The sequence below is a fragment of the Streptomyces sp. NPDC091972 genome, from assembly GCF_044756385.1.
GTDB lineage: Bacteria > Actinomycetota > Actinomycetes > Streptomycetales > Streptomycetaceae > Streptomyces.
Genome location: NZ_JBIVSV010000005.1, coordinates 422446 through 437960, shown reverse-complemented (window position 1 = coordinate 437960; position 15515 = coordinate 422446). Strand labels below are relative to the sequence as shown.

13 protein-coding genes are annotated in these 15515 nt (G+C 70.6%); 5 read left to right on the top strand and 8 right to left on the bottom strand.

Translation table 11 applies throughout. The annotated features are described in order from the left end of the window. Positions 1–3 precede the first annotated feature (3 nt). Genes ACIQJT_RS17765 through ACIQJT_RS17755 form a run of 3 tightly spaced genes read left to right on the top strand, consistent with a single transcriptional unit; the run spans position 4 to position 2749 of the window. Entirely contained in the window at positions 4–765 is a 762-nt protein-coding gene (locus ACIQJT_RS17765) for a helix-turn-helix transcriptional regulator (RefSeq protein ID WP_402644385.1), read from the top strand. Beyond that, entirely contained in the window at positions 762–1760 is a 999-nt protein-coding gene (locus ACIQJT_RS17760) for a helix-turn-helix transcriptional regulator (protein WP_365453547.1), read from the top strand. Before ACIQJT_RS17765 ends, ACIQJT_RS17760 begins: the two co-directional genes overlap by 4 nt. Continuing rightward, the gene (locus tag ACIQJT_RS17755; protein WP_402644382.1) at positions 1757–2749 is read left to right on the top strand and encodes a LuxR C-terminal-related transcriptional regulator; all 993 of its coding nucleotides are present in this window, start codon (positions 1757–1759) and stop codon (positions 2747–2749) included. Before ACIQJT_RS17760 ends, ACIQJT_RS17755 begins: the two co-directional genes overlap by 4 nt. On the opposite strand, the gene ACIQJT_RS17750 is transcribed toward ACIQJT_RS17755, so the two are convergent. Beyond that, positions 2712–3740, bottom strand: coding sequence for a LuxR C-terminal-related transcriptional regulator (locus tag ACIQJT_RS17750; protein ID WP_365453541.1), 1029 nt, complete (start codon positions 3738–3740; stop codon positions 2712–2714). The genes ACIQJT_RS17755 and ACIQJT_RS17750 overlap by 38 nt on opposite strands. 289 nt (positions 3741–4029) lie before the next feature. Beyond that, positions 4030–5133: a substrate-binding domain-containing protein gene (locus ACIQJT_RS17745; protein ID WP_365453538.1), complete on the bottom strand. Its 1104-nt coding sequence runs from the start codon at positions 5131–5133 to the stop codon at positions 4030–4032. A 240-nt stretch (positions 5134–5373) separates the two neighbouring features. On the opposite strand from ACIQJT_RS17745, the gene ACIQJT_RS17740 reads away from it, so the two are divergent. Next, positions 5374–7023, top strand: a complete 1650-nt coding sequence (locus tag ACIQJT_RS17740) for a fibronectin type III domain-containing protein (protein ID WP_402644379.1) — start codon at positions 5374–5376, stop codon at positions 7021–7023. A 60-nt stretch (positions 7024–7083) separates the two neighbouring features. On the opposite strand, the gene ACIQJT_RS17735 is transcribed toward ACIQJT_RS17740, so the two are convergent. The 5 genes from ACIQJT_RS17735 to ACIQJT_RS17715 form a co-directional block, all read right to left on the bottom strand. Continuing rightward, positions 7084–7530 (bottom strand): heat shock protein transcriptional repressor HspR, encoded by a 447-nt coding sequence (locus tag ACIQJT_RS17735; protein WP_037706704.1) that lies wholly within the window; start codon positions 7528–7530, stop codon positions 7084–7086. A 5-nt stretch (positions 7531–7535) separates the two neighbouring features. After that, positions 7536–8714, bottom strand: coding sequence for a molecular chaperone DnaJ (gene dnaJ, locus ACIQJT_RS17730; RefSeq protein WP_053846459.1), 1179 nt, complete (start codon positions 8712–8714; stop codon positions 7536–7538). Between the two features lie 45 nt (positions 8715–8759). Then, positions 8760–9407 carry a nucleotide exchange factor GrpE gene (grpE, locus tag ACIQJT_RS17725; RefSeq protein WP_402644374.1) on the bottom strand — a complete coding sequence of 216 codons (648 nt, stop codon included), beginning with the start codon at positions 9405–9407 and terminating at the stop codon, positions 8760–8762. Continuing rightward, on the bottom strand, positions 9404–11245 hold the full coding sequence (dnaK, locus tag ACIQJT_RS17720; RefSeq protein WP_365453529.1) for a molecular chaperone DnaK: 1842 nt from the start codon (positions 11243–11245) through the stop codon (positions 9404–9406). The genes grpE and dnaK overlap by 4 nt, the downstream gene beginning before the upstream one ends. Positions 11246–11339: 94 nt before the next feature. Then, the gene (locus ACIQJT_RS17715; protein ID WP_402644371.1) at positions 11340–12359 is read right to left on the bottom strand and encodes an MraY family glycosyltransferase; all 1020 of its coding nucleotides are present in this window, start codon (positions 12357–12359) and stop codon (positions 11340–11342) included. 216 nt (positions 12360–12575) lie between these two features. Here ACIQJT_RS17715 and ACIQJT_RS17710 point away from each other — a divergent pair, with 216 nt between their 5' ends. After that, complete coding sequence (locus ACIQJT_RS17710) at positions 12576–14858, top strand: (Fe-S)-binding protein (RefSeq protein WP_365453523.1); 2283 nt, start codon at positions 12576–12578, stop codon at positions 14856–14858. Positions 14859–14925: 67 nt separating this feature from the next. Here ACIQJT_RS17710 and ACIQJT_RS17705 read toward each other — a convergent pair whose 3' ends face one another. Continuing rightward, positions 14926–15417, bottom strand: a complete 492-nt coding sequence (locus ACIQJT_RS17705; RefSeq protein ID WP_365453520.1) for a nucleotidyltransferase domain-containing protein — start codon at positions 15415–15417, stop codon at positions 14926–14928. Positions 15418–15515: the final 98 nt, after the last annotated feature.

The window sequence follows — 15515 nt, the reverse complement described above, 5'->3', positions numbered from 1 at the left end:
CGGGTGAGCACCGAGGGCACGCAGGGGACGCCGTGTCCGGCCGGCCTCGGCCTGCTCCAGCCGGACGTGAGGGCCCCGCGGCGGGCCGGCCCGGCCCTCGCCCTCCGCCGCCTGCTGCGCGGCGTCGAGGACCGCATCACCGGCGAGCGCCGGTGGGAGAAGCCAACGGCGGTGTTCGCGTCCCCGGTGGGGCCCGACAGCCGGTACGACGCCGTCACGGAGACCCCGACGATCAGCGTCCTCAGCGGTCCCGGCCGCATCGGCCGGGCCGTCCACCGGGCCGGGCCGGACACCTCGGGCGAGGTGCTCACCGGTCGGCGGCAGACCGGCTCCCCGGCAGGGACCCGGGCCGAGGCCCTGGTCCGCGACCAGGCCCTGCTCGACCGCGGCGGCCGTATCCGCGCCCTCGACCAGGTCACCCGGCGCCTGACCGTCGTGGACCGTGAGATCGCCCCCGGCCCCGTCGGCCAGAACCGCACCCGCGCCCTGGAGATCCGCCACCCCGTCGTCGCCGGCTTCCTCGCCGCCGTCCTCGACCGCCGGTGGCGGCCGACCGCCCCGAGATGCCCCGAGGCCGTCCCCGCGCGCTCCGGCGGCGTCACCTCCCGGCGGCGGGCCGGCGCCGGCACCGCCGACCGCCCCGGCACGAACACCCGCACCGCACGCGTCCGCACCGTCCGGCTCGCCGCCGCCCCCGGCGGCGAGAGCCGCGCCCACCCCGGCGCGGAGTCAGGCATCCCCGAGCAGGAGGGAGTGACCGAGTGATCCCGGTGCCCCACCCCGAGCACGGCGTGGAGAACCTGTGCGCGGCAGGGACGGAGCTGTACGCGCGTGCCCTGCGCGAGGGGTACGTGCTCGGCGCCGACGCCGGTCAGGCGCCCTGTCTGCTCGACTTCGGGCTCCTGCACCCCGCCGTCACCGACCCGGGGAAGCTGGAGCCGGTCGCCCCCGCGGTCGCCCTGCACCGCATGCTGCGGATCGCGGAGGAACGCATCGCGGACGAACGCCGGCGCGAGGCCAGGCTGACCGAGACGTTCGAGCCCCTGATGCGCATCGACGGCGGCCGCACCGGCACCGACGACTCCTCGATGATCAGCGTGCTCAGCGGGATCGACCTGATCAGCCGGGTCATCGGCCAGGCCGTGGCCGTGGGTTCCGAACTGCTGGCCGTCCAGCCGAACACCAGCGACCGGCACGCCGAGCCGCCCCCGCCCGTGCACGCCGAGGCCTTCGCGCGCGACCAGGCCCTGCTCGACCGCGGCGGCCGTATCCGCACCCTCTACCAGCACACCCTGCGCCACGCGCCGAGTGTCGTGGCCCGCTACGAACGCCTCGACGGCGACGTGGAGGCCCGCAGTCTGGACGAGGTGACGGAACGTCTCATCATCGTGGACCGGACCGTGGCCTTCATCCCGGCCAACAAGGACCGCACGCTCGCCCTGGAGATCCGCCACCCGGCCCTGATCGCCTTCTTCGTGACCGCCTTCGACCGGCTGTGGCGGCTGGCCACCCCCATGTACCCCGAGGCGGTGCAGCAGCCCACGCGCGACGGCATCACGCCCCGTCAGCGGGCCATCGCCGCCCTCCTCGTCGAGGGCCACACCGACGCCGTCATCGCCGACCGGCTGGGCATGAACATCCGCACCGCCCGCGTCCACATCGCCAAGCTCGCCGCCACCCTCGGCAGCGAGAGCCGCGCCCAGCTCGGCTACCTCATCGGACGGTCGGGCATTCTCGGCCAGGAGGACACGGGCGAGTGAGCACGCCGGCAGCCCACTCGGAGCACGGCCCGGAAGACCCGTGCCGGGCAGGCATCGAGCTCTACGCACGGGCCCTGCGCGAGGGCGGTGCCGACCGCCGGGAGGCGGCGCACCTCCCCTGCCTCCTCGAGACCGGGCTGCTGCGGCCCGACGCCCGGGACGGCGGCCGGCTGGAGCCCGTGCCGCCCGCCCTCGCCCTGCACCGCATGCTGCGCGCCACCACGGACCGGGCGGCGCACGAGCGGCGGCGCGAGCAGCGGCTCGCCGAGGCGTTCGCACCGTTCATGCGGGCCGCCGGGGGCGCGGCCGCGGTCGCGGAGAACCCGGCGATCAGGGTCGTCAGCGGTACCGGCCCCATCAACGAGGCCATCACCGAGGCCGTGTCCGGGGTCGTGCACGAGCTCCTGTGCGTGCAGCCCAACGTCCACTACAACGACAGCCGGGGCGCCGCCGCCCAGGTGGTGGCGATGGACCGGGATCAGGCGCTGCTGGAGCGCGGCGCCCGTATCCGCACCCTGTACCAGCACACCCAGCGCCACATGCCGCTCGTCCTCGCCCGCTACGAGCAACTGCGCGGCGACGCCGAGGCCCGCTCCCTGGACGAGGTCACCGACCGGCTCATCGTCGCCGACCGGGACGTGGCGTTCATCCCCGCCGACGGGGACGGCACGGTCGCGCTGGAGGTCCGGCACCCGGCCCTGGTCGAGTTCCTCGCCACCACCTTCTACCGGCTGTGGTGGCAGGCCACGCCCATGTACCCGCAGACGGTCCACCGGCCGAGCCTGAACGGCATCACACCCCGCCAACGGGCAATCGCAGGACTGCTCGTGGAGGGGCACACCGACGCCGTCGTCGCCGACCGGCTCGGCATGAACATCCGTACCGTCCGCGTCCACATCGCCAAGCTCGCCGCCACCCTCGGCAGCGAGAGCCGCGCCCAGCTCGGCTACCTCATCGGACGGTCCGGGATTCTTGACCGGGGAGCGTGATCGAGGACACCGCCGCCGGTCCGTCCAGGCCCACCTGCGCGATGCGGACGCCCAGTTGGGTACGGCTGGCCGCGCCGAGCGTCTCCGACAGCCGGGCGATGTGGGCCCGGCAGGTGCGCACGCTGATCCCCAGCCGTTCCGCGATCACGGCGTCCTGGTGGCCCTCGGCCAGCAGCGCGGCGATGGACTGCTCGCGGTGGGAGATGCCCTCGATGCCGGTGTCGGGCAGCGGGGCGGTGAGGGGGATCGCCAGGCGCCACAGCCGCTCGAAGACCGTCACCAGGTACTCCACCAGCGCCGGGTGCCGCAGCTCCAGGGCGAGGGTGCGGTCGGCGTTGGCGGGGATGAAGGCCACCGTGCGGTCGAAGAGGATGAGCCGGTCGATGACCTCGTCCAGCGTCCGCGCCTGGACCGAACCGCCCATCAGCTCCAAGTAGTTCAGCAGCCCTTGGCCGTGCCGGGCGACATGGGTGTACAGGTCCCGCATCCGCACGCCCCGGCCGCGCAGCGCCAGCGCCCGGTGCAGGCCCTCCGTCAGCTCGTGCTCGGGGCGGATGCCGCCGGGCTGGACCGTGAGGACCTCCGTCGTGCACGCCTCGGTCGCCTCGTCCATCGCGGCCTGGATCCGGGACAGGCCGTCGAGGACCCGGATCGCGGTCCCCTCACCGGCGCCCGGCACGACACTGGGGCCGAGGCCCGCGTACCGCTCGACCGCCGCGACCGCCTCCCCCACCCGCCGCTGGCTCGCGCTGACCTCGTCGTGGACGCCGCGCAGCAGCCGGGTCATGACCTCCTGCGGGGCGGTCGGCACCAGCCAGTCCATGTCGTCGGGGTCCGGGTGCAGCAGGGCCAGTTCGAGCAGGCAGGGCACCGGTTCGGCGTCGGCGCGCGGCACACGGCCGCGTCGTACGGCCCGGGAGTACACCCGGTCCCCGGCCTCGCACAGCCGGTCAGCGCCGTGTGGATGGTCGTCCGCCCCGAGCCCGGCCATTGCCCATCCCACCCCCGGTTCCAGCGTCTACCGCCCTCTTGTCCTGTTTCCCCAGCGGAGCGTCGAAGCCCCCTCGGCTCCGCAACTATGCGCGGACCGGACCGGCTCCGCAACACGGCTCCCCGGGCCACGACCGTCGATACGGGACGGTATGCACCGGTATCCACGGGCCTCCGTCCGCCTCCTTGCAACAAGCTGCGGTGCCGGGGCCCGGATTGCCCGAGCCGCGAGCGGCACAGGGACAGCACGAAGGGCCGGAGGGGAACCCCTCCGGCCCTTGTCGGCAGGCTTACTTCAGGCCGGCCGTCTGGCAGGCGCTCGCGTACTGCGAGGTGCAGATGTCCTTGACGGTGTAGATGCCGTCCTTGACGACCGTGCTCTTGATGTTGTCCTTCGTCAGGGCGACGACCTGGACGAGCTGGGCCGGGATGTCCTTGTTCGTGGGGCTGTCCACGCTGTCCTTGGCGAGGGCGTCGAACTGGATGCTCTTGCCCTGGATCTTCGTCACGGCCATCTCGGCGGCGGCCTCGGCCTCGTCCGGGTACGGCTTGTAGACGCTCATGTACTGCTCGCCCGCGACGATCCGCTGCACCGCGGACAGTTCCGCGTCCTGGCCCGTGATCGGCGGGATCTTGCTGATGCCCGCGTCCTCCATGGCCTGGATGGCGGCGCCGGCCATGGCGTCGTTGGCGGAGTACACGGCCTTGATGTTGCCCTTGCCGATCGCGCTGACCGCCTCGGCCATGTTCTTCTGCGCGATCTCCGGCTTCCAGCCGTCGACGTCGTACGTCTTGGCGATCGTCACCTTGCCGTTGAGCTCGGACATCGCGCCCGCCTTGAACTGCCCGGCGTTCGGGTCGGACGGCGAGCCGTTGATCATCACGATCTTGTCGGAGGTGTCGATGCCCGAGCCGAGCGCCTCCAGGAGGGAGCGGCCCTGCACCTCGCCGACGAGCTCGTTGTCGAAGGAGACGTACCCGTCGATCGGGCCCTCGGCGAGCCGGTCGTAGGCGATGACCGGGATGCCCGCCTCCTTGGCCTTCTCCACCATGCCCGCGATGGCGTGCGAGTCCACGGCGTCCAGCAGGATGACGTCGACCTTCTGGTCGATCATCTGCTGCATCTGCGTGGCCTGCTTCTTGGCGTTGGCCTCGCCGTTGGCGTAGACGGTCTTGCCCTGCTTGTCGGTGAGTTCGGCGACCTTCTTCTGGATGATCGGGTAGTCGAACTCCTCGTAGCGGGTGTTCGTCTTCTCCGGCATCAGCACGCCGACGGTGATGTCGTTCCCCTTGGTCGGACTCGCCTCGCTCCCGCTCGCGGCGCCGAGCGCGCCGCAGGCGGCCAGCGAGAAGGTCATCGTGGACGCGGCCACGGCTATGGCGATACGACGCATGGGGCTGCTCACTTCTGATGCTTTCCGGACGCGGGCGCGGCATTGCGGCCCATGTGACTGAAAAGCCAACGCGGCGGCGCCCACCGGCGTCAAGCGGAATCACTTAACGAGTGCGCAACACCACTCTCCGCCGATGGTGTGAAGACTTGGCGCGAACACCGGTACAACCAACTTCACACCTCGTGAGTCGTGATCACAGCAGCCCCACAACTGCTGTTCCACGCCCGACCAGAGGATCGAATGAAGTCAGCCAGACGGACGACCGCCACCGCTGTCGTCCTCGCCACCGCCGGCACCCTCGTCACCCTGACGACGTCCCCCGCCGCGGCGACCGTGTCGTGCACCTCCCCCGTGTTCAAACGGCAGTTCTACGCGAACACGTCCCTCTCCGGCACCCCGAAGAAGACCGACTGCGACAACGCGATCGACCAGACCTGGACCGGCGCCCCCGTCACCGGACTGCCCAAGGACAACTTCGGCGTCCGCTGGACGGTGACCCGCGACTTCGGCTCCGGCGGCCCCTTCGCCCTCAACGCCACCGGCCTCGACGGCATGCGCGTCCACCTCGACGGCGTCCGCAAGATCGACCTCTGGAAGAACGTCTCGTCGACGGTCACCAAGACCGCCAACGTCACCATCCCCTCCGGCAAGCACACCCTGCGCATCGACTACGCCAACTGGACCGGCACCGCCAAGGTCAAAGTCACCTACACCCCCCGCACCACAGCCGACGTCGACAAGGTCAAACCCCTGGTACCGACCGGCACTTCGCTGACCTACGACAAGACCACCGGCAAGGCCACACTCATCTGGACCAAGAACAAGGAGATGGACCTCGCCGGGTACCGCGTGTACCGGCGGCTGAAGGGCACCTCGTTCCCGGCCGCCCCGCTCACCACGACCACCTCGACCTCGTACACCGACAGCACTCTGCCGGTGACCGGCGACACCTACTACTACGAGGTCCGCGCCCGCGACAAGGCGGGCAACGAGTCCGGCGGCACCGCCGACCAGCCCGTGGTCACCGTCGACCGGACCGGCCCGTCCGCGGCCACCGGGCTGACGGCGGTGGGCACCACGGCGGGCAACTCGCTGACCTGGCAGGCCTCCCCGTCCCCGGACGTCGACCACTACGAGGTGTGGGGCGCCCCGGTGGGACAGTCCGACCCCGACGGGCCGCACCCGGTCTGGAGCACCTCCTGGACGGACGTGACCGCAGAGGCGGGGACGGCGTACGCGTACAAGGTGCAGGCCGTGGACAGGGCCGGTAACTTCGCGCCGGTCTCCGAGCCGGCCACGGTCACCCGCCCCGTTCCCTCGGCGGTGCCCGCCCCGACCGGGGCCACCGGCACCCCGGCCGACGCGGCCACCACCCTCGCGTGGACCGCGGCCCCCGACGCCACCGGCTACCGCGTCTACCGTCGCACCCGTGTCAACGGCGCCTGGAGCGTGCTCGGCACCGCGTCCGGCACGTCGTACGAGGACACCTCGGCACCGCAGGGCGAGGCCTCCTACTACGTGGCCGCCGTCGACGCGAGCGGCGCCGACTCGGTGCCCTCCTCGCCGGTGACCGTCGACCGGCTCACCCCGGCCACCGCGACCGGCCCGGCCGCGCCGAAGCTGACCCTGGTCACCAACGGGGTCCCCGGCCGCTCTCCCATCGAGGTCAAGGCCGTCCCCGGCGCGGGTGACGAGGCACGCGTCCTGAAGGGCTACGCCTGGGAGATGTCGGGCGCCTGCGGCTCCAGCGGCGACCAGTTCTCCACCACCGGCACGCTCTCCTGGACGGCCCCCTGGAACGGCCCCTGCGTCGCCACGGCGTACGCCGTGGACGCCTACGGCCGTCAGGGCGCGCAGAGCGCCTCCGTGGAGTTCTTCAGCGGACGCTGACGACATGGCAGAAGGGGCCCGGAGAGATCTCCGGGCCCCTTCTCGTGCACTGCCTGTGCCCTAGTCCTTCGCCTTCTTCGGCCGCCACACCACCAGCGCGCTGGTCTGCTGGACCTCCTGGTACGGGACCAGGTCGCGGCGGTACGACGCGTGCACCGCCGCCTCGCGCTGCTGCATGGCCGCCGCGGCGCCCTCGACGGCGGCCTGGAGTTCGGCCACCCTCGACTGGAGCGCGGCGACCTGGTTCTCCAGCTCGATGATGCGCTTGATGCCGGCGAGGTTGATGCCCTCGTCCTGCGACAACTGCTGGACGGTGCGCAGCAGTTCGATGTCCCGGGCCGAGTAGCGCCGGCCCCGGCCCGCGGTGCGGTCCGGGGACACCAGGCCCAGACGGTCGTACTGGCGCAGCGTCTGCGGGTGCAGGCCGGAGAGCTGGGCCGCCACCGAGATGACGTAGACCGGGGTCTCCTCGGTCAGTTCATACGGATTGCGTCGACGGCCGTCCATCTAGATCAAGCTCCCTTCGCGGCCTGGAACAGCTCCGCCCGTGGATCCTCACCCACGGTCGCCTCGCGATACGCCTCGAGCGCGTCACGAGCCTTCCCCGACAGCTCGGTCGGGACACTCACCTCGACGGTGACCAGCAGATCGCCCCGGGTGCCGTCCTTGCGGACCGCGCCCTTGCCCCGCGCCCGCATGGTGCGGCCGTTGGGCGTGCCCGGGGGCAGCTTCAGCGTCACGGCGGGACCGCCCAGTGTCGGCACCCTGACCTCGCCGCCGAGCGCCGCCTCCGAGAAGGTCACCGGGACCGTCACCGTGAGGTTGTCGCCCTTGCGGCCGAAGACGGGGTGCGTGTCGACGTGCACGGTGACGTACAGGTCGCCCGCGGGGCCGCCGCGTTCGCCGGGCGCCCCCTTCCCGCGCAGCCGGATCCGCTGCCCGTCGGAGACGCCCGCCGGGATGCGGACCTGCATGGTGCGGGAGGACTTGGCCCGCCCGGAGCCCTTGCAGATCTCGCAGGGGTTCTCCGCGATCAGGCCGCGGCCCTTGCAGTCGGGGCACGGGTCGGTCAGGGAGAAGCCTCCCCCGGAGCCCCTGGCCACCTGGCCGGTGCCCACGCAGGTCGGGCACACGCGCGGGTTGCCGTTGGCGTCGCCGGTGCCCGAACAGGCCTTGCAGGGGGCCTGCGAGGACATCCTGAGCGGGACCGTCGCGCCCTCGATCGCCTCGGTGAAGCTGAGGGAGACCTCGGTGTCGATGTCCTGCCCGCGCCGCGGCTGGACCCGTGTGGTGCCGGAGCTGCCCCGGTTGAACAGGCCCCCGAAGACGTCTCCGAGTCCGCCGCCGAAGCCGCCGGCTCCCTGGCCCCCGCCCTGGGCGCCTCCGAAGAGGTCGCCCAGGTCGAAGTTGAAGGAGCCGCCCGCGCCGCCCGGCCCCGGGCGGAAGCCGCCGTTGCCGAACAGGGCGCGGGCCTCGTCGTACTCCTTGCGCTTCTTGGGGTCACCGAGGACGTCGTTCGCCTCGGAGATCTCCTTGAAGCGCTCCTCGGCCTTGGTGTTGCCCTTGTTGGCGTCCGGGTGGAACTCGCGGGCGAGCTTCCGGTACGCCTTCTTGATCTCGGCCTCGGTGGCGTCCTTGGGGACGCCGAGGACCTTGTAGTAGTCCTTCTCGATGAAGTCCTTGGTGCTCATCCTCGACGCGCCCCCTTTCCGGTGTCCCGATCAATCTCTTCGACCTCAGCCCTCCTCAGGGCCGTTGTCCTTGTCGTCGCCGGCCTCGGACCCGTCCTCGGCCTTGACCGTCTGCGCGCCCGGCTGCGGCTCGGCCACGGCCACCCGCGCGGGGCGGATGGTGCGCTCGCCGATGCGATACCCAGGCTGCAGAATCGCCACGCACGTCGTCTCGGTGACGTCGGGCGCGTAACTGTGCATCAGGGCCTCGTGGATCGTCGGGTCGAAGGGCTCGCCCTCCTTGCCGAACTGCTGAAGGCCCATCTTCGCCGCGACGGTCTCCAGGGACTCCGCGACGGACTTGAACCCGCCGAGGAGCTCCCCGTGTTCCCGCGCGCGGCCGATGTCGTCGAGCACGGGCAGGAGTTCGGTCAGGAGGTTCGCGATGGCGATCTCCTTGACCGTGATCCGGTCCCGCTCCACCCGGCGGCGGTAGTTCTGGAACTCGGCCTGGAGCCGCTGGAGGTCTGCGGTGCGCTCGTCGAGCGCCTTGCGCGACTGGTCCAGCTGGGCCGTCAGGCCGGCGATCTGCGCTGTTGCGTCCCCGGCCGGGGCCGCCCCTTCCTCGGGGGCGGCCTTCGGCTCGGCGTCGTCGGGGGTGGCGCCGGAGGGGACGTCGGGCTTCTCCTCGAAGCCCGGGGTCTCCTCCGTCACGCGGCACCGTCCTTGCGCTCGTCGTCCACGATCTCGGCGTCCACGACGTCGTCGTCGGCCTTGGGGGCCTCGGCGCCGGCCTCGCCGCCCGCGGCCTGCGCGGCCTGGGCGTCGGCGTACATGGCCTGGCCGACCTTCTGGGAGACCGCGGCGACCTTCTCGGTCGCGGTGCGGATCTCCGCGGTGTCCTCGCCCTTGAGCGCGGCCTTCAGCTCCTCGACGGCGGCCTCGACCTCGGTCTTGACCTCGGCGGGGACCTTCTCCTCGTTGTCCTTGAGGAACTTCTCCGTCTGGTAGACGAGCTGCTCGCCCTGGTTGCGGGTCTCGGCGGCCTCGCGGCGGCGGTGGTCCTCCTCCGCGTACTGTTCGGCCTCCTGGCGCATCCGGTCGACCTCGTCCTTCGGCAGCGAGGAGCCGCCGGTGACGGTCATCTTCTGCTCCTTGCCCGTGCCCAGGTCCTTGGCGGTCACGTGCATGATGCCGTTGGCGTCGATGTCGAAGGACACCTCGATCTGCGGCACGCCACGGGGGGCCGGCGGCAGACCGGTCAGCTCGAACATCCCGAGCTTCTTGTTGTACGCCGCGATCTCGCGCTCGCCCTGGTAGACCTGGATCTGCACGGACGGCTGGTTGTCCTCGGCCGTGGTGAAGATCTCGGACCGCTTGGTCGGGATCGTGGTGTTGCGCTCGATGAGCTTGGTCATGATGCCGCCCTTGGTCTCGATGCCGAGGGACAGCGGGGTGACGTCGAGGAGCAGGACGTCCTTGACCTCGCCCTTGAGGACACCGGCCTGGAGCGAGGCGCCGATGGCGACGACCTCGTCCGGGTTCACACCCTTGTTGGCCTCCTTGCCGCCGGTCAGCTCCTTGACGAGCTCGGCGACGGCGGGCATGCGGGTGGAGCCACCGACGAGGACGACGTGGTCGATCTCGTTGATGGAGACGCCGGCGTCCTTCATGACGTTGAAGAACGGGGTCTTGCAGCGCTCCAGGAGGTCCGCGGTGAGCTGCTGGAACTGAGCCCGGGTGAGCTTCTCGTCCAGGTGCAGCGGGCCCTCGGCGGAGGCGGTGATGTAGGGCAGGTTGATCGAGGTCTCGGTGGAGGAGGACAGCTCGATCTTGGCCTTCTCGGCGGCCTCGCGGAGGCGCTGGAGGGCCATCTTGTCCTTGGCGAGGTCCACGCCGTGACCGGACTTGAACTGCTGCACCAGGTAGTCGACGACGCGCTGGTCCCAGTCGTCACCACCGAGGTGGTTGTCACCGTTGGTGGCCTTCACCTCGACGACGCCGTCGCCGATCTCCAGGAGGGACACGTCGAAGGTGCCGCCACCGAGGTCGAAGACGAGGATCGTCTGGTCGTCCTTGTCGAGGCCGTAGGCGAGCGCGGCCGCGGTGGGCTCGTTGACGATGCGAAGGACGTTGAGACCGGCGATCTCGCCGGCTTCCTTCGTCGCCTGGCGCTCGGAGTCGTTGAAGTACGCCGGGACGGTGATGACCGCGTCGGTCACCTTCTCGCCCAGGTAGGACTCGGCGTCCCGCTTCAGCTTCTGAAGGATGAAGGCGGAGATCTGCTGCGGGTTGAAGGGCTTCCCGTCCAGCTCCATCTTCCAGTCGGTGCCCATGTGACGCTTCACCGAACGGATGGTCCGGTCCACGTTGGTGACCGCCTGGCGCTTGGCCACCTCGCCGACCAGCACTTCGCCGTTCTTCGCGAAGGCGACGACGGACGGCGTGGTCCTGGCACCCTCGGCGTTGGTGATGACGGTGGGCTCGCCGCCTTCGAGAACGCTGACGACGGAGTTAGTCGTGCCCAGGTCGATGCCGACCGCACGTGCCATGGTTAATCCTCCAGGCTGACTTGAGTGGAACAGGCTCAAGTGTGCACGACGGTTCCGGCTCGGTCAACAGACCTGAGCCATGGAGGCTCAACTCTTATCCGTTCCTTACACGCAATGGGGCTCTGACCTGCGTCGATACGGGACGTTGTGGGCTACCGCACTTGACCCGAAGGAGTGCGAGTACGACGAGGAGGGCGCCCCCGGCGACCCAGAGGGCACCGGTCGCGGCGATCCAGCCCAGGTGCACCAGCACCGCGACGAGTACCCCGCCGAAGGCCGCGGCACCGAGGACGACGGCCACCCCCTGCGCAGTGAGACCGAGCCGCCGCAGCCGGTGCGCGAGATGGTCGGGAGCGGCACGCAGCAGCGGCCGCCCGGACAGCCCCCGGGCCAGGACGACGAACAGCACGTCGGCGCTCACCACCGCCGTCAGCGCGGACAGCACCCCCGCACTGGAGCCCAGTTCCTGCCCCGCGCGGGTCGTCACGGCCGCCGACGCGAGCACGAACCCGGTGAACAGGGCCCCGCAGGCGCCGAGTCCCGCGCGCGCGGGATGCCAGTTGTGCATCAGGAACCCGGTCAGCGCGGCGGCCAGCACGCTGAGCAGCACGGCGAGCCCGTCCATCACCTCGGCCGCCGCACAGGCCCCCGCCCCGAAGGCGGTGACCACCCCGACGGTCCCGGCGAGTCCGTCGGCGTGGTCGAGCGCCTTGAACCCGAGCGCCACGAAGACGATCCATCCGACCGCGAGCATCCCGGCGAGCACCCCGGTCTCCTCGTACGGCACGACACACGCCGCCGCCACGGCCGTACCGCCCACGAGGAACCGCGCCTTGACCCGCCGCACGTCGGCCACCAGGCCGAGCAGGGCCACGCCGGCCCCCGCGAGGAGCAGCCGTCCGACGTCGGGACCGAGCGGGGTGACCCCCCGCCAGTCCCCGACGAACGCCACCCCGCAGGTGGCGGCCACCACCGCCACGCCGCCGGACAGCGGCACGGGCCGTCGCCATCGCCGGTCGACGATGCCGAGGCGCAGGGCGGCCGTCCTTAGCACGGCGGTGAGCACGGCGGCGAGGAGCAGGGCGGAGGTGGCGGCGAGGATCCCGTAGAGCACGAGCCTAAATTAGCGCCGTATGTACCAATTCATCACGAATAACACGATCGGGTTTTAAGGTAACCCTCAGCGATTCAGATCACCCCGCACCCGGCTACAGTGCGGCGGAGGATGGGGGTAGTCTCAGACGGACTGCATAAGTTACCGCTTAGTAATGGCGAGGATCCCTCCTCATGGATCACTCGTAGACCCCTCGCAGGCCCGAGGAGCCCCGAAATGCAACTCGCCGCGATCATCGTGTCGCTGGTACTGATCGTGGTCGGCGTGGCCCTGTTCGCCCGCGCCCTCCTCCAGATCTACACCTTCATGCGGCTCGGTCAGGACGTGCCCGCGGGCACCCGTACCGACGAACCCGGCAAGCGCACCGTCACCGTGGCCAAGGAGTTCCTCGGCCACACCCGGATGAACCGCTGGGGCGTCGTCGGTGTCGCGCACTGGTTCGTGGCGGTGGGCTTCTTCACCCTGCTGCTGACGATCGTCAACGCCATCGGCCAGCTGTTCCAGGCCGACTGGATCCTGCCGGTCATCGGCGACTGGGCGCCGTACAACGTCTTCGTCGAGTTCATCGGCACGATGACCGTCCTCGGCATCCTGGCCCTGATCGCGATCCGCCAGCTCAGCCACCCGCGCAAGCCGGGCCGCAAGTCCCGCTTCGCCGGCTCCAACTTCGGCCAGGCGTACTTCGTCGAGACCGTCATCCTCGTCGTGGGCGTCTGCATCTTCATGCTGCACGCGCTGGAGGGCGCCCAGCACCACGTGGACGGCTACGAGGCCTCGTTCTTCATCTCGTACCCGGTGGTGCACTGGCTGGAGGGCATGGACGTCTCGACGCTCCAGAACCTCACGTACTTCTTCGCCGGCCTGAAGATCGCCACCTCGTTCATCTGGATGATCGTGGTCGCCCTGAAGACCGACATGGGTGTGGCCTGGCACCGCTTCCTCGCGTTCCCGAACATCTGGTTCAAGCGGAACGCGACGGGCGAGACCTCGCTCGGTGCCCTGCTCCCGATGACCTCCGGCGGCAAGCCGATCGACTTCACCGACCCCGGTGACGACGACGTCTTCGGCGTCTCCCAGGTCGAGCAGTTCTCCTGGAAGGGCCTGCTGGACTTCTCCACCTGCACCGAGTGCGGCCGCTGCCAGTCGCAGTGCCCCGCCTGGAACACCGGCAAGCCGCTGTCCCCCAAGCTCCTGATCATGTCGCTGCGCGACCACGCGCACGCCAAGGCGCCCTACCTGCTGGCCGGCGGCGGCAAGACCATGGAGGGCGAGGAGAAGGCGTCCGAGGAGCAGCTGAAGGACGTCCCGGCCGCGGCTCTCGCCGAGGCCGAGCGCCCGCTGATCGGCACGCTGGAGGAGAACGGCGTCATCGACCCGGACGTCCTGTGGTCCTGCACCACCTGCGGCGCCTGTGTCGAGCAGTGCCCGGTGGACATCGAGCACGTCGACCACATCGTCGACATGCGCCGCTACCAGGTGATGATCGAGAGCGCGTTCCCGTCCGAGGCGGGCACGATGCTCAAGAACCTGGAGAAGAAGGGCAACCCCTGGGGCCTGGCGAAGAAGCAGCGCCTGGAGTGGCTCAAGGAGGTCGAGTTCGAGGTCCCGGTCGTCGGCCAGGACATCGAGGACCTCACCGAGGTCGAGTACCTGTACTGGGTCGGCTGCGCGGGCGCCCTGGAGGACCGGGCCAAGAAGACCACCAAGGCCTTCGCCGAGCTGCTGCACATCGCGGGCGTCAAGTTCGCGATCATGGGCGGCGACGAGAAGTGCACCGGTGACTCCGCCCGCCGCCTGGGCAACGAGCCCCTGTTCCAGGAGCTCGGCATGGAGAACGTCATGGCGCTGAACATGGCGTTCGGCGAGGAGCTGGACGACGACGGCAAGGTGGTCCCGGAGTCCGCCAAGCCGAAATCCGCGAAGAAGATCGTCGCGACCTGCCCGCACTGCCTCAACACGATCGGCAACGAGTACCCGCAGCTCGGCGGTGACTACGAGGTCATCCACCACACCCAGCTGCTCCAGCACCTCGTCGACGAGGGCAAGCTGATCCCGGTCACCCCGGTCGAGGGCATCATCACCTACCACGACCCGTGCTACCTGGGCCGCCACAACAAGATCTACACGCCCCCGCGCGAGATCATCGCGGGCGTCCCGGGCCTGCGCAACGAGGAGATGCACCGCCACAAGGAGCGCGGCTTCTGCTGCGGTGCCGGTGGCGCGCGGATGTGGATGGAGGAGCGGATCGGCAAGCGCATCAACAACGAGCGCGTGGACGAGGCCCTCTCCCTCAACCCGGACATCGTCTCGACGGCCTGCCCGTTCTGCCTGGTCATGCTGACCGACTCGGTCAACGGCAAGAAGAACGACGGCAAGGCCAAGGAGTCGATCCAGGTCGTCGACGTGGCCCAGCTCCTGCTGCAGTCCGTGAAGACGCCGGTCGACCCGGCCGGCGAGGAAGCGGCGGAGAGCGAGCCGGAGCCGGAGCCGGTGAAGTAGCGCCCGGCGCTGTGCCGTTCGGAGCCCCCAGGTCCTGCCGGTCCTGGGGGCTCCGGCGCGTCGGCGCTCAGAAGTGGGTGGCGATCCCGAAGACGCGCCGCAGCAGGGCCATGTCGTGCCGGTCGCGCTCCGTCGGCTCGTAGCCCTGGTGGAAGTGGACCTGCTGCTCGGCCGACAGGCACGGGACGGGCGTCCCGCCGATGGTCCCGGTCACGAAGGCGGAGGCCGGGTACACGAAGGGCCGCCCCGGCACCCCGGACGCCTGAACGGCGGAACCGTCCCCGGCGAAGACCAGCGGGTGCAGATCGACCTCCCGTCCCCCGCCGTCGGTGACCACGAACCGCACCGGCCGCAGGTCGAGGCTCTCCACGAAGCCCGCGCCGGACAGCGCCGCGACCACCGCGGGCTCCTGCTCCCGCCGGTGCATCAGGTCCAGGTCACGGTGGTCCCGGGTCCGCTCGCCGACCAGGGCGTCGATCCCCCACCCGCCGCCGACCCACACCTCGGTCCCGGCCCGCCGCAGCATGTCCAGGACGTGCAACACCGCTTCCGCGTCCACCACTTGACTCCAGGGCTCTACGGGGCTGTCGCCACCTGTCGAACACGTGCATCATTACCCGGGTCGTTGTCCATGATGCTGACGAGGTGAGCGGTGCG